The organism is Paenibacillus sp. GQ49 (genome assembly GCF_059759055.1).
The window spans coordinates 532,140-547,434 of record NZ_JCAXEL010000002.1 but is presented as its reverse complement, the minus strand read 5'-3'; the positions used below and the strand labels follow the sequence as shown (position 1 = coordinate 547,434).

The 15,295-nt window shown below is 45.8% G+C and carries 15 protein-coding genes; 11 read left to right on the top strand and 4 right to left on the bottom strand.

Annotated elements, in window-relative coordinates:
- Positions 1-23: 23 nt before the first annotated feature.
- The 9 genes from AC6CIF_RS07090 to AC6CIF_RS07050 all read left to right on the top strand — a co-directional run bounded on the left by AC6CIF_RS07090 (position 24) and on the right by AC6CIF_RS07050 (position 8,313).
- Positions 24-875, top strand: a complete 852-nt coding sequence (locus tag AC6CIF_RS07090) for a 3-hydroxyacyl-CoA dehydrogenase family protein (protein ID WP_100526999.1) — start codon at positions 24-26, stop codon at positions 873-875.
- 19 nt (positions 876-894) lie between these two features.
- Positions 895-1,143 carry a hypothetical protein gene (locus AC6CIF_RS07085; RefSeq protein WP_498198738.1) on the top strand — a complete coding sequence of 83 codons (249 nt, stop codon included), beginning with the start codon at positions 895-897 and terminating at the stop codon, positions 1,141-1,143.
- Positions 1,144-1,208: 65 nt separating this feature from the next.
- Positions 1,209-1,472: an acyl carrier protein gene (locus AC6CIF_RS07080; RefSeq protein ID WP_017687156.1), complete on the top strand. Its 264-nt coding sequence runs from the start codon at positions 1,209-1,211 to the stop codon at positions 1,470-1,472.
- The gene (locus AC6CIF_RS07075; RefSeq protein ID WP_179088561.1) at positions 1,469-2,353 is read left to right on the top strand and encodes a hypothetical protein; all 885 of its coding nucleotides are present in this window, start codon (positions 1,469-1,471) and stop codon (positions 2,351-2,353) included. The genes AC6CIF_RS07080 and AC6CIF_RS07075 overlap by 4 nt, the downstream gene beginning before the upstream one ends.
- A gap of 25 nt (positions 2,354-2,378) precedes the next feature.
- Positions 2,379-3,119, top strand: coding sequence for a thioesterase II family protein (locus tag AC6CIF_RS07070; protein WP_076214239.1), 741 nt, complete (start codon positions 2,379-2,381; stop codon positions 3,117-3,119).
- Positions 3,120-3,154: 35 nt separating this feature from the next.
- Positions 3,155-5,488, top strand: a complete 2,334-nt coding sequence (locus AC6CIF_RS07065) for an ABC transporter permease (protein WP_498198685.1) — start codon at positions 3,155-3,157, stop codon at positions 5,486-5,488.
- 12 nt (positions 5,489-5,500) lie between these two features.
- Entirely contained in the window at positions 5,501-6,268 is a 768-nt protein-coding gene (locus tag AC6CIF_RS07060) for an ABC transporter ATP-binding protein (protein ID WP_091028310.1), read from the top strand.
- Between the two features lie 60 nt (positions 6,269-6,328).
- Positions 6,329-6,964 carry a TetR/AcrR family transcriptional regulator gene (locus AC6CIF_RS07055; RefSeq protein WP_133385585.1) on the top strand — a complete coding sequence of 212 codons (636 nt, stop codon included), beginning with the start codon at positions 6,329-6,331 and terminating at the stop codon, positions 6,962-6,964.
- Positions 6,965-6,984: 20 nt separating this feature from the next.
- Positions 6,985-8,313 (top strand): MFS transporter, encoded by a 1,329-nt coding sequence (locus AC6CIF_RS07050; RefSeq protein WP_133385584.1) that lies wholly within the window; start codon positions 6,985-6,987, stop codon positions 8,311-8,313.
- A 161-nt stretch (positions 8,314-8,474) separates the two neighbouring features.
- Here AC6CIF_RS07050 and AC6CIF_RS07045 read toward each other — a convergent pair whose 3' ends face one another.
- The 3 genes from AC6CIF_RS07045 to AC6CIF_RS07035 form a co-directional block, all read right to left on the bottom strand.
- On the bottom strand, positions 8,475-9,299 hold the full coding sequence (locus AC6CIF_RS07045) for a carbohydrate ABC transporter permease (protein WP_498198682.1): 825 nt from the start codon (positions 9,297-9,299) through the stop codon (positions 8,475-8,477).
- Between the two features lies 1 nt (position 9,300).
- The gene (locus tag AC6CIF_RS07040; RefSeq protein WP_091028318.1) at positions 9,301-10,173 is read right to left on the bottom strand and encodes a carbohydrate ABC transporter permease; all 873 of its coding nucleotides are present in this window, start codon (positions 10,171-10,173) and stop codon (positions 9,301-9,303) included.
- Between the two features lie 100 nt (positions 10,174-10,273).
- The gene (locus tag AC6CIF_RS07035; RefSeq protein WP_498198680.1) at positions 10,274-11,575 is read right to left on the bottom strand and encodes an ABC transporter substrate-binding protein; all 1,302 of its coding nucleotides are present in this window, start codon (positions 11,573-11,575) and stop codon (positions 10,274-10,276) included.
- A 180-nt stretch (positions 11,576-11,755) separates the two neighbouring features.
- Here AC6CIF_RS07035 and AC6CIF_RS07030 point away from each other — a divergent pair, with 180 nt between their 5' ends.
- Positions 11,756-13,633: a sensor histidine kinase gene (locus tag AC6CIF_RS07030; protein ID WP_498198678.1), complete on the top strand. Its 1,878-nt coding sequence runs from the start codon at positions 11,756-11,758 to the stop codon at positions 13,631-13,633.
- Positions 13,634-13,637: 4 nt separating this feature from the next.
- Entirely contained in the window at positions 13,638-14,447 is an 810-nt protein-coding gene (locus AC6CIF_RS07025; protein ID WP_221821924.1) for a response regulator transcription factor, read from the top strand.
- Here AC6CIF_RS07025 and AC6CIF_RS07020 read toward each other — a convergent pair whose 3' ends face one another.
- On the bottom strand, positions 14,448-15,077 hold the full coding sequence (locus AC6CIF_RS07020; protein WP_074095934.1) for a YfbR-like 5'-deoxynucleotidase: 630 nt from the start codon (positions 15,075-15,077) through the stop codon (positions 14,448-14,450).
- Positions 15,078-15,295 lie beyond the last annotated feature (218 nt).

Sequence of the window (15,295 nt, the reverse complement as noted above, 5' to 3'; positions counted from 1 at the left end):
GCTCAATAAGGAGGTGATTAGGTATGCATAATCGACTCATTGCAATCATTGGCGCAGGGGTGATGGGATGCGCTACGGCACTGGATGTCGCGAGGGCTGGTTATCGTGTAATTTTGCAGGATATTTCGGCGTCGGTCATAGAACACGCCCCTGATGTTATACGTCGTGAATATCGTTCAGCTTGCTTTCTGAAGCAAGGGTACGGTCAGGTGCCACTGGATCAGATCATGGAACGAATCTCGTTTCAGACACAAGATGAAGGTGTGGAAGAGGCAAGTATCATTATTGAAAATGTAACCGAGAACCTGGAGTTGAAAAAGGAAGTTTACGCACGACTATCCCACAAGGTTCGTCCGGATGCTTTATTTGCGCTAAATACAAGCTGTATTTCCGTGACAAAGCTCGCTTCATTTTTGCCTGACCCAGGTCGAGTTATTGGGGTGCATCTGATGAATCCAGTTCCTGTTAAATCCATGGTGGAGGTGATCAAAGGACATCATACAACGCAGGGTACGGAACATGAGATGGTAGCGTTTTTGGAAACTCTTGATAAAAGTCCAGTTGTCATAGAGGATCTGCCCGGGTTTGTCTCTAATCGCCTCTCGCACTTGTTAATGAATGAAGCGGCGTACATTGTACAGGATGGAATCGCTACACCCGAGCAGGTGGACGCCATTATGAAGAAGGGCTTCAATTATCAGATGGGGCCGCTGGAGACGGCGGATCTGATTGGTCTGGATACGGTCGTGCATTCATTGAAAGTATTGTACGACAGCTATCAGGACCCCAAATTCCGATGCTGTCCGATGTTGCAGAAAATGGTTGATGCAGGACAGTGGGGGCGGAAGACGGGTCAAGGATTCTATGCCTACTAAGATGAAGGGTGGCATGACCATGGAAAAGCTCAAGGATATCAAATGTATCGTTTGGGATCTGGACCACACCATATGGGATGGGGTTTTGCTTGAATCTGCAGATGTGCATCTGAAGCCGGGCTTAAAGGAGGTGATTGAAAAACTGGACCAGCGAGGTATTTTGCATTCTGTTGCCAGTAAAAATGATGCAGCTTCGCCGGTTTCAAGCAGCAATCTGCAGATCAGGAAGGAAGAGTGCTGTTTTATCATGATTTGCAGCAGGCTGTAGCGTTTCCAGATTACATTGAGGTTTTAGTGCCCGAGGGGCAACATCAATAACAAGGGGGAAGGGCAGTGGATTATCGTCAGGAAATTCGGGAGTTTATCGGGAACAACCTCACCATGGATCATGAAGACACTCAAATTAATGATAATGACAATTATTTTGAGCAGCGGTTCGTCAATTCGCTCTTTGCGATGCGTTTGGTGGACTTTGTAGAGCGTAGATTCCAGATTGAGATAGCAAATGAAGATCTGGATTTGGCTAATTTCTGCACGATTAACCGTTTGCATGATCTTATTGAGAGAAAGTTGACTGAGAAGGAGGCGGCACTATGATTACAGCTAATCAGGCATCCATTCGTCCAGTCACAAGTCCGGCAACCAGCCCGTCCAACAAATATATGTATTTGTTTTTGGGAATTTCCTTTGGCACATGTTATGGAATCGCAAGTTTGTTCTTGTTCTTTGCGGATTTTATTGTACCCATAACAGGTGAGTTAACCTTGATGCATCCACTTGCGATCGTTGCTCTGTATTCACCTTCCATTGCCGGATTAATTACTTGTTATGTGATGGGCGGAACGGAAGCATTAAAAGGAATGTTTATGAAGCTGGTTCCGCGCAGACAGGACCTGTTCTGGATACCGCTCATTATTGGTATTTCCATCATCTTTGCATCAACAATGCACTTTGGTTCCTTGTTATTCGGCATACCGGTCCCTGAGTTGACATATAGTGTACCTGAAATGATCTGGTTGGGGATTGTGAATCTGATCAAGGAGACGGGGCTGATTGGTGGGCTGTTTGGCTGGATCGGATTTTTGCTTCCATTCTTGCAAGGGAAGTTAAAAAATAATATAACAAGTGGTCTGATTACCGGCCTGTTGTTCGGATTATGGGTGCTTCCGGGATACTTGATTTCCTCTTTTGGCACCTCAACCACTTACATATACTACGTTGTTCAGCTTATGGCATTTATCGTGTTCCAAAGTTATATCTTCAATGCAACCAAAGGTACACTTCTGTTTTATCTGCTTGCATTCTGGCTTGTAGCCACAGGAAGTCAAATTGATTTGTACTACTTTAATCCGCAAGTTCAAATTATGCAATTCTTCTTTTTTGCAATATCGGCTATTGTCATACATGTCATCTTCAAGCGTAAAAATGTGGATACTTCACTTCAGACATTCCCTGCATATGTTCTGGAAAGAAAGTAAGCCTGGTTATGGTGGTGGATAAGTGATGGAACCGATCTATTTGGAGCAGCTACAAAAGGGGGAGGGAAACAGACAAATGGTCTGTTTTCCTTATCTCGGTGGCAACTCCAACAGTTTTCAGCCCCTAGTGCCGTACCTTCCTGACACGGAAATTTGGGCGTTTACGCCCCCGGGTCATGGTGTGAACACCGAAACACCCCTGAAGCATATGCAGCAACTCGTAGAACTGTATACCAGCAAGCTGCTGGATGTTATACAGCCTGGCAGTCTGTTATTTGGACATAGTCTGGGAGGGATTACAGCCTACTTCGTTGCGCAGCGCTTATATCAGGAACGTCCAGATGTAGCTAAAACGCTACGGCTTGTGTTATCAGCCTGCAACACGCCTGACGAATGCGGGATGCAGAATTATGATCGGATGTCAGACGAAAATCTGATTGATCATCTGTTTTCCTATGAAGCTCTTCCGCAAGAACTGATACATGAAAAAGAATTGTTGAATTATTTTCTGCCCGTCATCCGGGCGGATTTCAGGATGCTGGAATCTGCAGCAACGCTTGAATATGAGCCGCTCTCATTGCCGGTATTGTATCTGTGGGGAGAACGGGATCGTACTGTTACCCTTCAATCCGCGTTGAGATGGGGCCGATATTTTGACACATCCATGAAGCTTCAAACCATCAAAGAGGGTGCTCACATGTTCATGATGCATCAACCTTCAACGGTGGCGCATTATCTGACAAGCTTTATGACTCCAGATAAATAGGAACAACTTGTAGATGAGAGGAGCCATGTTCGTTTATGCTGCTACGAATGCTGAGAAACGATATAACGAGAAAAAAAGGGATTACGGCTGCTTTATTTATTTTTGTACTACTGGCCGCCTTGCTGGTATCTTCAGGGTCACGAATGATTATGGAACTGACGAGTTCCATCCAATATCTATTTTCTGAATCCAAAACACCACACTTTGTGCAAATGCATGCCGGAGAGATCGATCAGGCCAAAGTGAACACATGGGCTGAAGAAAATGCCATGGTCCAGCAGCATCAGATTGTGGAAATGGTCAACATTGACGGCTCTAATCTGTTCCTCGGAGCAGAGTCCGAAAAGAACAGTGTTATGGACATTGACTTTGTTACACAGAATCAGGGTTTCGACTATTTGTTGAATCTGGACAGTGAGATTATTCAGGTGAACGATGGCGAGATCGCGGTTCCGGTATATTACATGCAGCAAAAAAAATTGAGCGTGGGCGACCAGGTTCGGATCGATAATGGTCAATTTGAGCGTTCTTACACTATCGTTGATTTTGTCCGTGATGCGCAGATGAATCCATCGGTTGTTCACTCCAAACGGTTTATTGTGAGTGCAGGGAATTTGCAGGAACTGAAGCAGAGCATCGGAGAGATGGAGTATCTCATCGAATTCCGGTTGACGGATCCCGGACTGACGAGTGAATTTACCCAGGCTTACCAAAATGCCGGACTTCCCAACGCGGGTCCCGTCGTAACCTATGGGCTGTTCCAGGTACTGAATGCCATGACCGACGGAGTTATTGCAGCCGTTATTATTTTGGTCAGTCTTGTGCTGATTCTGATCGCGATGCTCTGCATCCGATTCACGATGCTTGCGACCATCGAAGAGGATTATCGTGAGATTAGTGTCATGAAAGCGATAGGGATCGCAGAGAAGGATATTAAGAGACTGTATCTGATGAAGTATGTATTTATGGCAGGATTCGCATCCGTGCTTGGTTACATTGCATCACTGGGCGTTAACAGACTATTTGTTTCCAACATCATGTTGTATATGGGAAAAGCACCTGCAACCCTGTTGCATTTCGCGATTCCGTTATTAGCCGCTGGAATAATATTTGCCATGGTTGTTCTGTTCTGTCGAACGGTACTGCGGCGTTTTCGTTCCATCTCCGCGGTGGATGCTCTCCGTACCGGGAGCCTGGGAGATACACAGATCATTCGAAATCGGCTCAGTTTGTCCCGCAATCGCTGGTCCTCCGTACCAGTCTTTCTTGGTCTGAAGGAAGTGATACAGCGAATCAAGATGTTCCGATTATTGTTATTTGTCTTTGTAGTCAGTTCATTTATCATGATTGTGCCGGTCAACTTCCTGAACACTTTGCAGGCGCCAAGTTTTATTTCTTATATGGGTGTTGGACAAAGTGATATTCGCATTGACTTGAGGCACACAGACGATGTGGAGCAGCGTTATGACAATCTGGTTGCCCAGATCCAAAATGATAAAGACATCAAAACGTATTCCCCATTGGTAACAAGCCAGTTCAAGATTAAAAATGCGGAAGGAATTTACGACAATCTCAGTGTAGAAACTGGGGATTTCAGTATTTTCCCATTGTCTTATGTTAGTGGTAATGCACCAACAACCGAGAATGAAATTGCGTTATCTGATGCAAACAGTAGCGAGCTGCGTCTGAAGACTGGTGAGCAACTTACCTTGCTGGTTAATGGCAAGGACCAGATGATGACGGTCAGCGGAATATACCAGGACGTTACAAATGGTGGCAAAACGGCGAAGGCCTTATTGCCTTACAACAAGGATAGTGTGTTGTGGTATGTGGTCAGTTTGGATTTGAATAATCGCGGCGACATGGCTACCAAAATTGCTGAATATGAGGCGGCTTTCTCGCCAGCCAAAGTAACCGATCTTCAAGGTTATCTGGATCAGACGTTAGGCGGAACCATCCAACAATTGAAATTGGTGACGATGCTGGCCTTGGTCATCGGTGTCTTCATATCTATTTTAATTACAGCACTGTTCCTTCAGATGTTAGTAGCCAAGGACAACAACGATATTGCTGTACTAAGAAGCCTTGGGTTTGCCTTGTCTAAAATCAAGTTCAAGTATGTCGTGATGTCACTTGTCATATTAATCTTAGGGGTTGTTACTGGAACGATATTGTCCAATACGTTGGGTCCGTTGCTGGTTAGTGCCATTATGTCGACGTTCGGTGCTTCCAATATTGTTTTTGTTGTTAACCCGTTACAGGCATATATCTTGTGTCCATTGTTACTTGCAGGCACGATTGTACTGACAGCATGGATTAGCATCCAATCGATCAAGGAAACGAGCATATCCAAAATGATTGTCGAATAGGGAGGATCAACGATGACAACTATACTTGAGGCTAAAGACGTGAATAAATCCGTAGCGATCGGCGAGAATGAAGAACATAACATCTTGAAAGATATCAATCTTCAATTAAAAAAGGGAGAATTTGTTTCCATCATGGGGCCCTCTGGCTCAGGCAAGTCTACCTTACTGTACAACATAAGTGGTATGGATCAGATTAGCGCTGGAAGTGTCTATTTTAATGGCAAAAAAATATCGGCATTTCAGGAGAGAGATCTGGCAAGTCTACGTTTGACCAAGATGGGATTCATCTTTCAAAATATTCATCTGCTCAAGAATCTGAATCTATTAGACAATATCGTACTTTCCGCGTATCTGGCCAAGAATAGCAGCAGAGAAACGATTAATACACGGGCAATGTCATTAATGAAAAAAATGGGGATTGATGAGCTGGCCGGGCATAACATCACCCAAGCCTCAGGCGGACAGCTTCAACGGATTGCCATCTGCCGTGCGCTGATCAATAATCCAGATATTTTATTCGGCGATGAACCAACGGGGGCGCTGAATTCCAAATCAACGTATGAGATCATGGATATTCTGGGCGATATTAATGCAACGGGTACAACCATTCTGCTGGTGACCCATGATGTGAAAGTCGCTGCCAGATCGGAACGTGTACTGTTTATGATGGACGGTAAGCTGGTTGCAGACAAAAATATTGGAAAATATGCAAGAGAGCGTCAGGATCTGAAAACAAGGGAAAGCCATTTGGCGCAATGGTTGACTGAAATGGGGTTCTAAAAAAAGAACTCCATGACTACAATAGACCGACAGTCGGTCGAACGTATCGGAGGCCAGGATATGAGACTGATAAAAAACCCGGAAGAACGCAGGAATGAGATTTTGGATGCCGCCGAGATTCTGTTTGTAACAAAGGGATATACCAAAGCTACGGTCATGGATATCCTACAGGCGTGCAACATTGCCAAGGGTACATTTTATTATTATTTTCAGTCCAAGGAAGAGGTTATGAACGCCATCGTTATGCGTTTTATTCTGAGCGGGGAGGCATCGGCTAGGCACGTGGTGTCCGATCCCAAACTGAATGCCCATGACAAAATTTTTCGCATCATGATGGCGCAGAATCAGCCAGACGGCAGAAAACATGATCTCATCGAGCAATTGCACAGTGTTCATAATGTGGAGATGCACCAAAAGAGTCTTGTAGAGACGGTAATTCGATTAAGTCCCATCTTGGCCGAGGTGGTAGAGCAGGGCATTCAGGAGGGGGTATTTCATACACCTAACCCAAAGGAATCCATCGAATTCCTGCTTGTATCGTCACAATTTTTGCTGGATCGAGGCATCTTTCAATGGGAGGAGGAAGAACTCCAAAAAAAGGTTGAAGCATTCACACATATTATGGAACGTGTGCTGGGAGCAGAAAAAGGAAGCTTCGCCTACGTCACTCGTCTTTATTTTCCGAATCAAGGTTAGCCGAGAAAGGAGTATCATCCATGGAACATACCGTTCAAAAATCATTTAAAAAGTTTCTGGTAGTATGGTTCGGTCAGCTCATCTCCATGATTGGGATTGGACTGACAGCCTTCTCCCTGGGGGTGTATGCCTTCGAAAAAACGAATACGGCAACAAGTGTTGCATTGATTACCTTATTCACGTTTCTGCCGAATATCCTGCTTCGACCTATTGGAGGGGTACTGGCCGACCGATTCGACCGTCGAACGATGATGATTATCGGCGACCTGGGGTCGGCAGCCGGTTTGATTTTCATTCTGTCGATTATGCTCACAGGTGATATCCAATTATGGCATATCTATGTGGGAGTGGCCTTTAGTTCCGTGTTTTCCGCGCTGCAGAGCCCGGCATATAAGGCCTCTGCTACGGACCTACTGGATAAGGATCAGTTCTCGAAAGGAAGCGGTCTTGTACAACTGGCTGAATCCTCGAAGTTTCTGTTTTCACCCATCATTGCGGGCATTCTGCTTAGTATAACAACCATTGAAGTCATTCTGGTCATTAATATTCTGACATTCCTGGTTGCCATTCTAGCTGTGCTGGTTATTCGGAAGAGCATGAAGGTGGAGCGAGAGGATCAAGAAGACAAAAACTGGATCACCGATATGCAAGAGGGCTGGAGGGAAGTTGTAACCAACAAGGGAGTACTGTTGCTGGTGGTGATTATTTCACTTGTCACCTTTTATCTAGGATTCCTGGAGACACTCATTGGTCCGATGCTTCTGTCATTCACGGATGCAAAGACACTTGGAACGTTTCAGTCTGTTAGCGCCATCGGCATGCTGATTAGCAGCTTGTGCATCGGCATATTTACAATAACAAAGAGATACGCAAGTGTGCTTGTGATGGGTCTGATCTTGTGCGGTTTGTCCTTCTCGCTTCTGGGGATATCCACCAACATTTATTTTATTATCTTCGCAGGTTTTCTGTTCCTGTCATCGCTGCCGTTTGTCAACATGAGCGCAGATGTGCTGGTGCGAAACAATATCGCCAACGAAAAGCAGGGCAGGGTATGGGGAATCATTGGTATTCTGTCACAACTCGGGTTTATTATCGCGTACAGTTTGGCTGGATTTCTGGCCGACCATGTGTTTAATCCGTTGCTGATGGAGGGGGGAGCACTGGCTTCGTCTGTTGGTCAAATTATTGGAACTGGGCCAGGCAGAGGTATTGCCTTTCTGTTTATCATCGCGGGTCTGTTTGTTATTCTGATCGCAATAATCACATCCCGTTTGAAAATGATCAAATCTCTGGAGCAGAGCCCAGATATAGCGACTCCATCCGATGTTGGCGGATTGGCGCACGATTAATTCGAATCCAACAGCGTAAGCCCTTGTCCGCAGCAGCGTGTGATGCTTCTTCTGTACGAAGAAGTTATTCACACGATGAGCAGACAAGGGCTTTTTTGTGCTGAGGAGTCAGCAGATGTACTTAGACAAGATGCGTTTGTGTATTGGATTGTCGGTGGAGCTTACCCTTTAACAGCCCCAGAAGTTAGTCCTCCTACAATATACTTTTGCCCAATGAGGAACACAATCAACACAGGCAATGAGGTGAGCACAATATCGGCACTGACCAGATTCCACTGGGCACTGAATTGCCCGAAGAAGTTATATACAGCCAGTGTCATCGGCCACATCTCCACTGTATTCAGCATATAGAGTGGGGCAGTAAACTCATTCCAGACACTCAGGAAATTAAGAACAAATACCGTTACCAGCACCGAGGTTAACAAAGGTACAATGATTCTCAGGAACAGCTTGATCCCATTACATCCGTCCATGATCGCGGCTTCATCCAGCTCCTTCGGGATGTTAGACACAAACGCATACGTAATGAACAGCGAGATTGGAATACCCATAGCCGTGTAGAGCAGAATCATGCCGACATGTGAATTGATCATACCCATGGACTTCATGACTTCCATCAGCGGAATGTAGTTGAGCGGCAGTGTGATACCGAGAATCAGGAAGAAGTACAGAAACTTGCTGAGCTTCGAATGGTTGCGTGATAACGTGAAGGCTGAGAAGGCCACAACAAACACCAGTAGCATAGAAGAAGCCCCGGAATGCAGCAGACTGTTGAAAAAAGAACCGCCCAAGTGTCCCTGTTCATAGACGATTTTGTAATTTTCGAAGATAAACTTCTCGGGCAGCGTCAGTTTCAGCACTTTGGCCTCGGCGTCCGACTTGAATGAATTCAGTACAATGACCACAAAAGGAATCAAGACCACCAGGCTAAGCAGCCAGGCGAGTGCATTTAACCCGATCGAAGCCAATCTTTTTCTCAATCGCATGTCAGTATTCCACCTTTCGGTTCATCAAACGAATGATGAAAAAGGAGATGATCGCCATGATGACAAACAGAATGGTAGATAGCGCACTCCCCAGTCCCCAATACCCTTTGGCAAAAGAGGAATAGACAGCCGTGTTAATGACATCTGTTGCGTTACCGGGGCCACCGTTGGTTAGCACGTATACGGCATCGAATACTCTCAGCCCATACGTAATATTGAGTACCGTGGCGATGGTAATGGTAGGCATCAGCATCGGAATGGTGATCCGGAACAGCTTTTGCCCAAATCCGGCGCCGTCAATGGACGCTGCCTCGTAATAATCCCGGGGGATGGCGAGCAGTCCGGCGATGAACAGCACCATGATGTACCCCATGCCTTTCCACGTGTCCACTGCCATGATGGATGGCATGGCCCAGGTTAGGGAGCCCAGCCAGTTCTGGGCGAGAACATCCAGCCCTAATGAACGCAGGGTTACGTTAACGAACCCGTTGTTTGGGTCGAGCAGACTTTTGAACACAAGCCCAACAATCAGGAACGACAGCACCTGTGGGGAGAAGATGATCATCCGGTGCAGATTCGCGGCCTTTACACCGCTGACCAGCAGCAGGGCCAGAAACAAGCCGAGAACCGTCTTGGCGATGGATGTAACCAGGGTGAAGAGGACTGTGTTTTTGATAAAAAGCAGATAGGTCGGATCACCCGCCAGAATAGTGCGGAAATGCTCCAGACCGATAAAGTTCTTCTCCGAACTATAACTATTCCAGTCAGTGAAGGAATAATAGATGCCCAGCAGGGCGGGAGCAACGATGAACAGCAGATATAATACAATCGCTCCAGATGAGAAATACCAGGGATAGATTTTGTTTGCATTCATAACCGGTAACACCTTTCCTTCCTGCCAAAATACATGAGCGGGCAAACGCCCGCTGCATGTAACACTGTTCAGCGTTTATATTTATCTGAAATATGCGCTGTTACTGCCACTTCTCATCTTTCAGCACTTTGGCTTGTTCAGCACGACGTTTATCAATATTTTGCAAAATCTGATCCGGTGTCATTGCGCCAGCGAACATGCCTGACAAGTCCTTGCCAATATCCATCCATTGTGGATCAATATATTTCACAGCGGCCTGCATGACCGTACCTTTTTCATGATTTTTCTCATAATCAATATAGTCCTGTGTCAGCTTAGGTTCGATTTCCGGCCAGCAGATCGTCAGATTGCCTTCACCTTCATCGAACACACGTTGCAGATGATCATGCTCTGTAATCCAGCGGAAGAATTTCAGCACTTCTTCAGGATGTTTACTGTTTTTGTTACCAAACATGGCAGCTGAACCGCCGGGATTCACACCAATCGTCTGATTATCTCCCCACGGCATGACAAAGAACCCCATATTGTCTTTCATTGCCGGATACGCTTCGGAAACTTCCTTTTCCGTCCCTGGAACCCGAAGCAACATAGCAGCTTTTTCCTGACCAAACGCTTCAATTCCCGCTTCTACCGTATTGGACAAGAAGTCTTTGCCGAAATAACCGAGATCCGCAAATTCTTTTAACTGTTCAATGACCGTCTTGAGTTGAGTCATATCTGCGACTTTCATCTCATTGTTATTTAATTTCTCGTAGGTTCCCGCTGTTGTTTGCTCATAGTTAGGTCCCGTTTCGAACAAAGGCAGAACCTGATACCACCCGCTGGCAGGTGCCTGATAGAACGGAATAATGTCTTTATCCTTAATTTTCTGGCTGATTGTCTTGAATTCGGCATAGGATGTAGGAGGCTCTATGCCGAGCTCTTGGAAGATACGTTTGTTATAGTACACATACCAGATTTTCGTTGGCGCAAAAGAAACCCCATACACCTTTTCATTGTGACTGACGGTTGGCAAAATCTCTTCAGACATCCGACCTGTGAATTCCTCATTGGTTAGGTCAATGGCATTTTCCTCCGGTCTTACGTTAGCCGGCATGCTCAGTGGGTCCACATCAACATTGAAAATGTCAGGTGCTTCGCCAGAGGCCAGCTTTACCTTGATCAGGTCACGCCACTGTGCGTCAGGTACGACCTGAAAATCAATTTTGACACCGGTCTCCTGCTCATATTCCTTGGCCATCGTTTGCATGATGCCTGTACGCGGTATACCGGATTGGCTTGTTCCAAACGTGAGAGTCACCTTACCCGAACCTTCCGTACTTTTACCTGAGTTGCACCCGGCAAGCAGCAGAGTGGAGAGCAGGAGCACACTTGCAAGCGAAAATAGAAATCGTTTTCTCATCATTAAACCTCCCGGAATATAAAGAAAATTGTCACTTGCCGAAACGCTTAATGTAAGCGTATTCTTATGTGGATAACTTTACTGTGAACAGCGGATGTGCTCAATAGACAAAAGCGTTCTGTTGGGTGGACATTTTCGAATGGTGTGACAGATATCATCATAAGACGAGGTGTGTGGGAATTGCGATATCGATTTGGAACGCTTCAGCAAAGTCTGTTTGCCTATTACTCTGCGGTATTTATTATCTTTTCGCTGATTGTGGCGGGGCTTCTGTATGTTTTTCTCGCAAGTGACATTCGTCATCGAAGTGAAGAACAACAGAGACAACTGGGGGTGTCAATCGTCAGTAACCTGGATCAGGAAGTGGTGAAAATGAACAACTTCTCCATGAATATCGTGTACTCCAATCTGGTCAAAGAACACTTCAGTCACTACTTGGCACCAGCGGAAGATAGCGAGCAGACAATGACGAGTGATCCGGCATTGTATAAGGATACAACCACACTAATTGATGTCATTCTCGCGATCATTAGCAGCTCCAATACAGCCAAACAGGCCAATATCTATGATGTAAATGGCAAGATGCTGGGAGCGGGTGCATTCAACGGTCAACTGTCTGTGGATCTGACTAAGCGACCGTGGTACAAGGAAACCTGGGAGCGGAGCGGCTGGCGGGTGATTCAACTGTTAGAGGGGGGAGCTTTGCCCATGCCAACAGGTGAGGGGAAATCAGATCAATCCTACATTTCCCTTACTCGGGTGTACAAAGATGGCAACTATGTCAGCCAGGGTGTTGTTGAGATTTTGCAGGATGCCGGAACCCTGTTCCAGCATTTGAATGATTTGCAGGCGAGTAACGATGATCTTCGGATCTATGTAGTGGATGAACAAAATACACGGTTGTATCCACTTTCTTCGGATGCCGATGCTTCTCAAGCAGGCCATTTCGATGATGTGGACTTGATTCAAAATCTTTCATTTCCGCCTGATACGATGCAGGAGATTAGCGATCCTTTGAGTCAGTCCAAACAGATGATGACGTACATGACGTCACAGGAGACGGGATGGACCGTTATTGTCATGCAGTCCAAACAGTCCCTTTTCGCGAGTCTCAACCGGATGGCTGTGATGTTTATCGGTGCCACGCTAGCTACTCTCATGCTGATTCTGATTCTCTCGTATCTGATCTCCAAACGGGTTACTTTGCCGCTGCATCGTTTGCAGCGCATTATTCTCAAAACGGGTGAGAATGATCTGGTATCGGGTCAGGATTCCGGTCAATTGTTCAAGCTGGAGCATCCCGGTTCTATTCGGGAGATGGATGAGCTAAATGATACGTTTATCCGGCTGAATCAACAGCTTGTGCAATCGTTTCAGGACAGGCTGGCGATGAAATCTCAGGAGACAGAAGCGAGATTACTGGCGCTGCAATCCCAGATGAACCCGCATTTTCTCTATAACAACATCACTAATATTAGCATCATGGCGGAAGAAGGCATGAATGAGCAGATTGTCGCGTTCTGCGCCAATATTGCGTCTATGCTGCGTTATATTTCTACTCCGGGTAAGAACGGGGTTCCCCTGTCTCAAGAATTGGATTATTGTGAGCGATATCTGGAGTGTATGAAGATTAGGTTTGAGGATGATCTGCACTACGAGTTTCATATTCCGGAAGAGATGAAGTATATCCAGGTTCCGATGCTGATGGTACAACCACTACTCGAAAATGCCATGAAATATGGACTGGGTGATACCCCGCCATGGAAACTGAATATTACTGGAGATATGGATGCGGTACAGCAGACCTGGCAGATCCGCGTGGAAGACAATGGACCTGGCATGGAACCCGAGGCACTTGCCAAAATCATGCATTACATTGAACAGTCACAGGAGTGGGAGCGTATGCCTGACCTCGAAATTAACGGCATGGGACTCAAAAATATATGGGTCCGATTGAAATTATGGTATTGCACAGTAGCCCACATGCAGATTACGAACAAGCCTTCCGGCGGTGTCCAGATTACGATAGGTGGTTCCATTCGAAAGGAGCATGACTGAACCCGTGACAATCAAATATAGAACGATTATTGTGGAAGATGAAGCCCTGATTCGCCGGAATGTCTCGCGCAAATTCAGAGAGTTGGACACCCGGTTCGAGGTGATCGGTGAAGCGCGGAACGGTCAGGAAGCATTACAGCTCATTGAACATTCTGTACCTGATCTGGTTGTAACCGATATACAGATGCCGGTAATGAATGGATTGGAACTCGCCAAACATCTGTACTTTGCCTATCCGCATGTGAAAATTGTCATTCTGAGTGGTTATCATGAATTCGAATATGCACGGCAGGCGATCAGTTACAAGGTGGAGGATTATCTGCTCAAACCATTATCGGAAGACCAGCTTCGTACACTGCTGGATGCGATGGAATTGAAGCTTGGGAGCGCTGTGGATTCGCTTGCGCATGTCAGTGCCGTACTAGATGAGCAGGTGAAGCCGGAGGATATCGCAGAGGCCGTTAAGTTGTATTTGAAGCAGAATTACATGCATGAGATTACACTCCAGGATATGGCGGGACAGATGCATTTTAGTGTGGACTATCTCGGAAAGTGTTTTAAGAAAGTAACGGGTGAGACTCCGCTAAAATATATGACAGGTCTGCGGATTAATGAAGCAAAACGCATGCTCGTCACGCACGAGAATATGGATATCAAGACCATTGGTGGAGCGGTAGGGTACAGTGACTCCCACTATTTCAGCCGGATTTTCAAAAACAAAACGGGCATGTACCCTAGCGAATACCGACTGCAACTGCAGGAACGAAAAAAAGCCCTGTCCATGGATGATGAGCACCATGTTGACTTGAGCTGATCACTGGGCAAGAGCTTCTTCGGTTATTTTGCGAATATCAAACGGGGAGCGGATACCTTCTTCGATCATGTCGGGGAGAATCTGTTCCAGGAAATACTGCACACAGTGGAGGTCGATATTTTTGATTTTGACCAAGGCATAACGGTACATAACGATAAATTCTTTCTCCGTATTGCCACGTTGGAGCTCAGCAAAGGCTTCATATACCTGATCCATCTTGTCTGCGACTTCGAGAATCAGTCCTTCAACCGATTGATCTTTGCCCTCACGCAGCTGTCTGCGGAATATAGGCTGGAACTCTTCAGGAATATTTTCATTAATAAAATGTTCCACCATGCCTTCTTCCACCTTTTGCAGCATCGAACGAAGCTCCAGTGAATAATGTTTGACTGGTGTTTTGATATCACCGATAAAGATTTCGCCATAATCATGACTGCTCGTAATTTCGTATAACTTCTTCCAATCGATTGTGGTTCCATGTTGCTCCTCAATATCTGCGAGCGTTTTGGCGTACTGTACCACTTTCCAGGAATGAGCGGATACGCTATGTTCTTCGAATTTGAATTTGCCAGGTGTACGAATAATACGTTCAAGATCATTCAGTGACCTGAAGTACGTATGGATTCCCATATAAGCGATCATCCTTTGCTGGTTGAGTATAAGTGTGAGTATCCATCGACTATACGCCAGTTATGTCAACTGTGGATTAACGCGGATAGCAACGAAGGTAAAATGAAGCTATAAAAGGACGAGAGGATGAATGGGAACCGTACGAGAGAGTAACAGCTTATCGACAAACAATAAAAAGCCACGATGTGTGACTGAACGTGAGTTCGGCATCCATCGTG

What these genes read in the sequence shown, in the direction of transcription:
- AC6CIF_RS07040 (WP_091028318.1), bottom strand. Translation starts at nt 10,173, where the DNA reads ATGAATGCAAACAAAATCTATCCCTGGTATTTCTCATCTGGAGCGATT.
- AC6CIF_RS07070 (WP_076214239.1), top strand. Translation starts at nt 2,379, where the DNA reads ATGGAACCGATCTATTTGGAGCAGCTACAAAAGGGGGAGGGAAACAGA.
- AC6CIF_RS07060 (WP_091028310.1), top strand. Translation starts at nt 5,501, where the DNA reads ATGACAACTATACTTGAGGCTAAAGACGTGAATAAATCCGTAGCGATC.
- AC6CIF_RS07085 (WP_498198738.1), top strand. Translation starts at nt 895, where the DNA reads ATGGAAAAGCTCAAGGATATCAAATGTATCGTTTGGGATCTGGACCAC.
- AC6CIF_RS07090 (WP_100526999.1), top strand. Translation starts at nt 24, where the DNA reads ATGCATAATCGACTCATTGCAATCATTGGCGCAGGGGTGATGGGATGC.
- AC6CIF_RS07035 (WP_498198680.1), bottom strand. Translation starts at nt 11,575, where the DNA reads ATGAGAAAACGATTTCTATTTTCGCTTGCAAGTGTGCTCCTGCTCTCC.
- AC6CIF_RS07050 (WP_133385584.1), top strand. Translation starts at nt 6,985, where the DNA reads ATGGAACATACCGTTCAAAAATCATTTAAAAAGTTTCTGGTAGTATGG.
- AC6CIF_RS07075 (WP_179088561.1), top strand. Translation starts at nt 1,469, where the DNA reads ATGATTACAGCTAATCAGGCATCCATTCGTCCAGTCACAAGTCCGGCA.
- AC6CIF_RS07055 (WP_133385585.1), top strand. Translation starts at nt 6,329, where the DNA reads ATGAGACTGATAAAAAACCCGGAAGAACGCAGGAATGAGATTTTGGAT.
- AC6CIF_RS07065 (WP_498198685.1), top strand. Translation starts at nt 3,155, where the DNA reads ATGCTGCTACGAATGCTGAGAAACGATATAACGAGAAAAAAAGGGATT.
- AC6CIF_RS07020 (WP_074095934.1), bottom strand. Translation starts at nt 15,077, where the DNA reads ATGGGAATCCATACGTACTTCAGGTCACTGAATGATCTTGAACGTATT.
- AC6CIF_RS07045 (WP_498198682.1), bottom strand. Translation starts at nt 9,299, where the DNA reads ATGCGATTGAGAAAAAGATTGGCTTCGATCGGGTTAAATGCACTCGCC.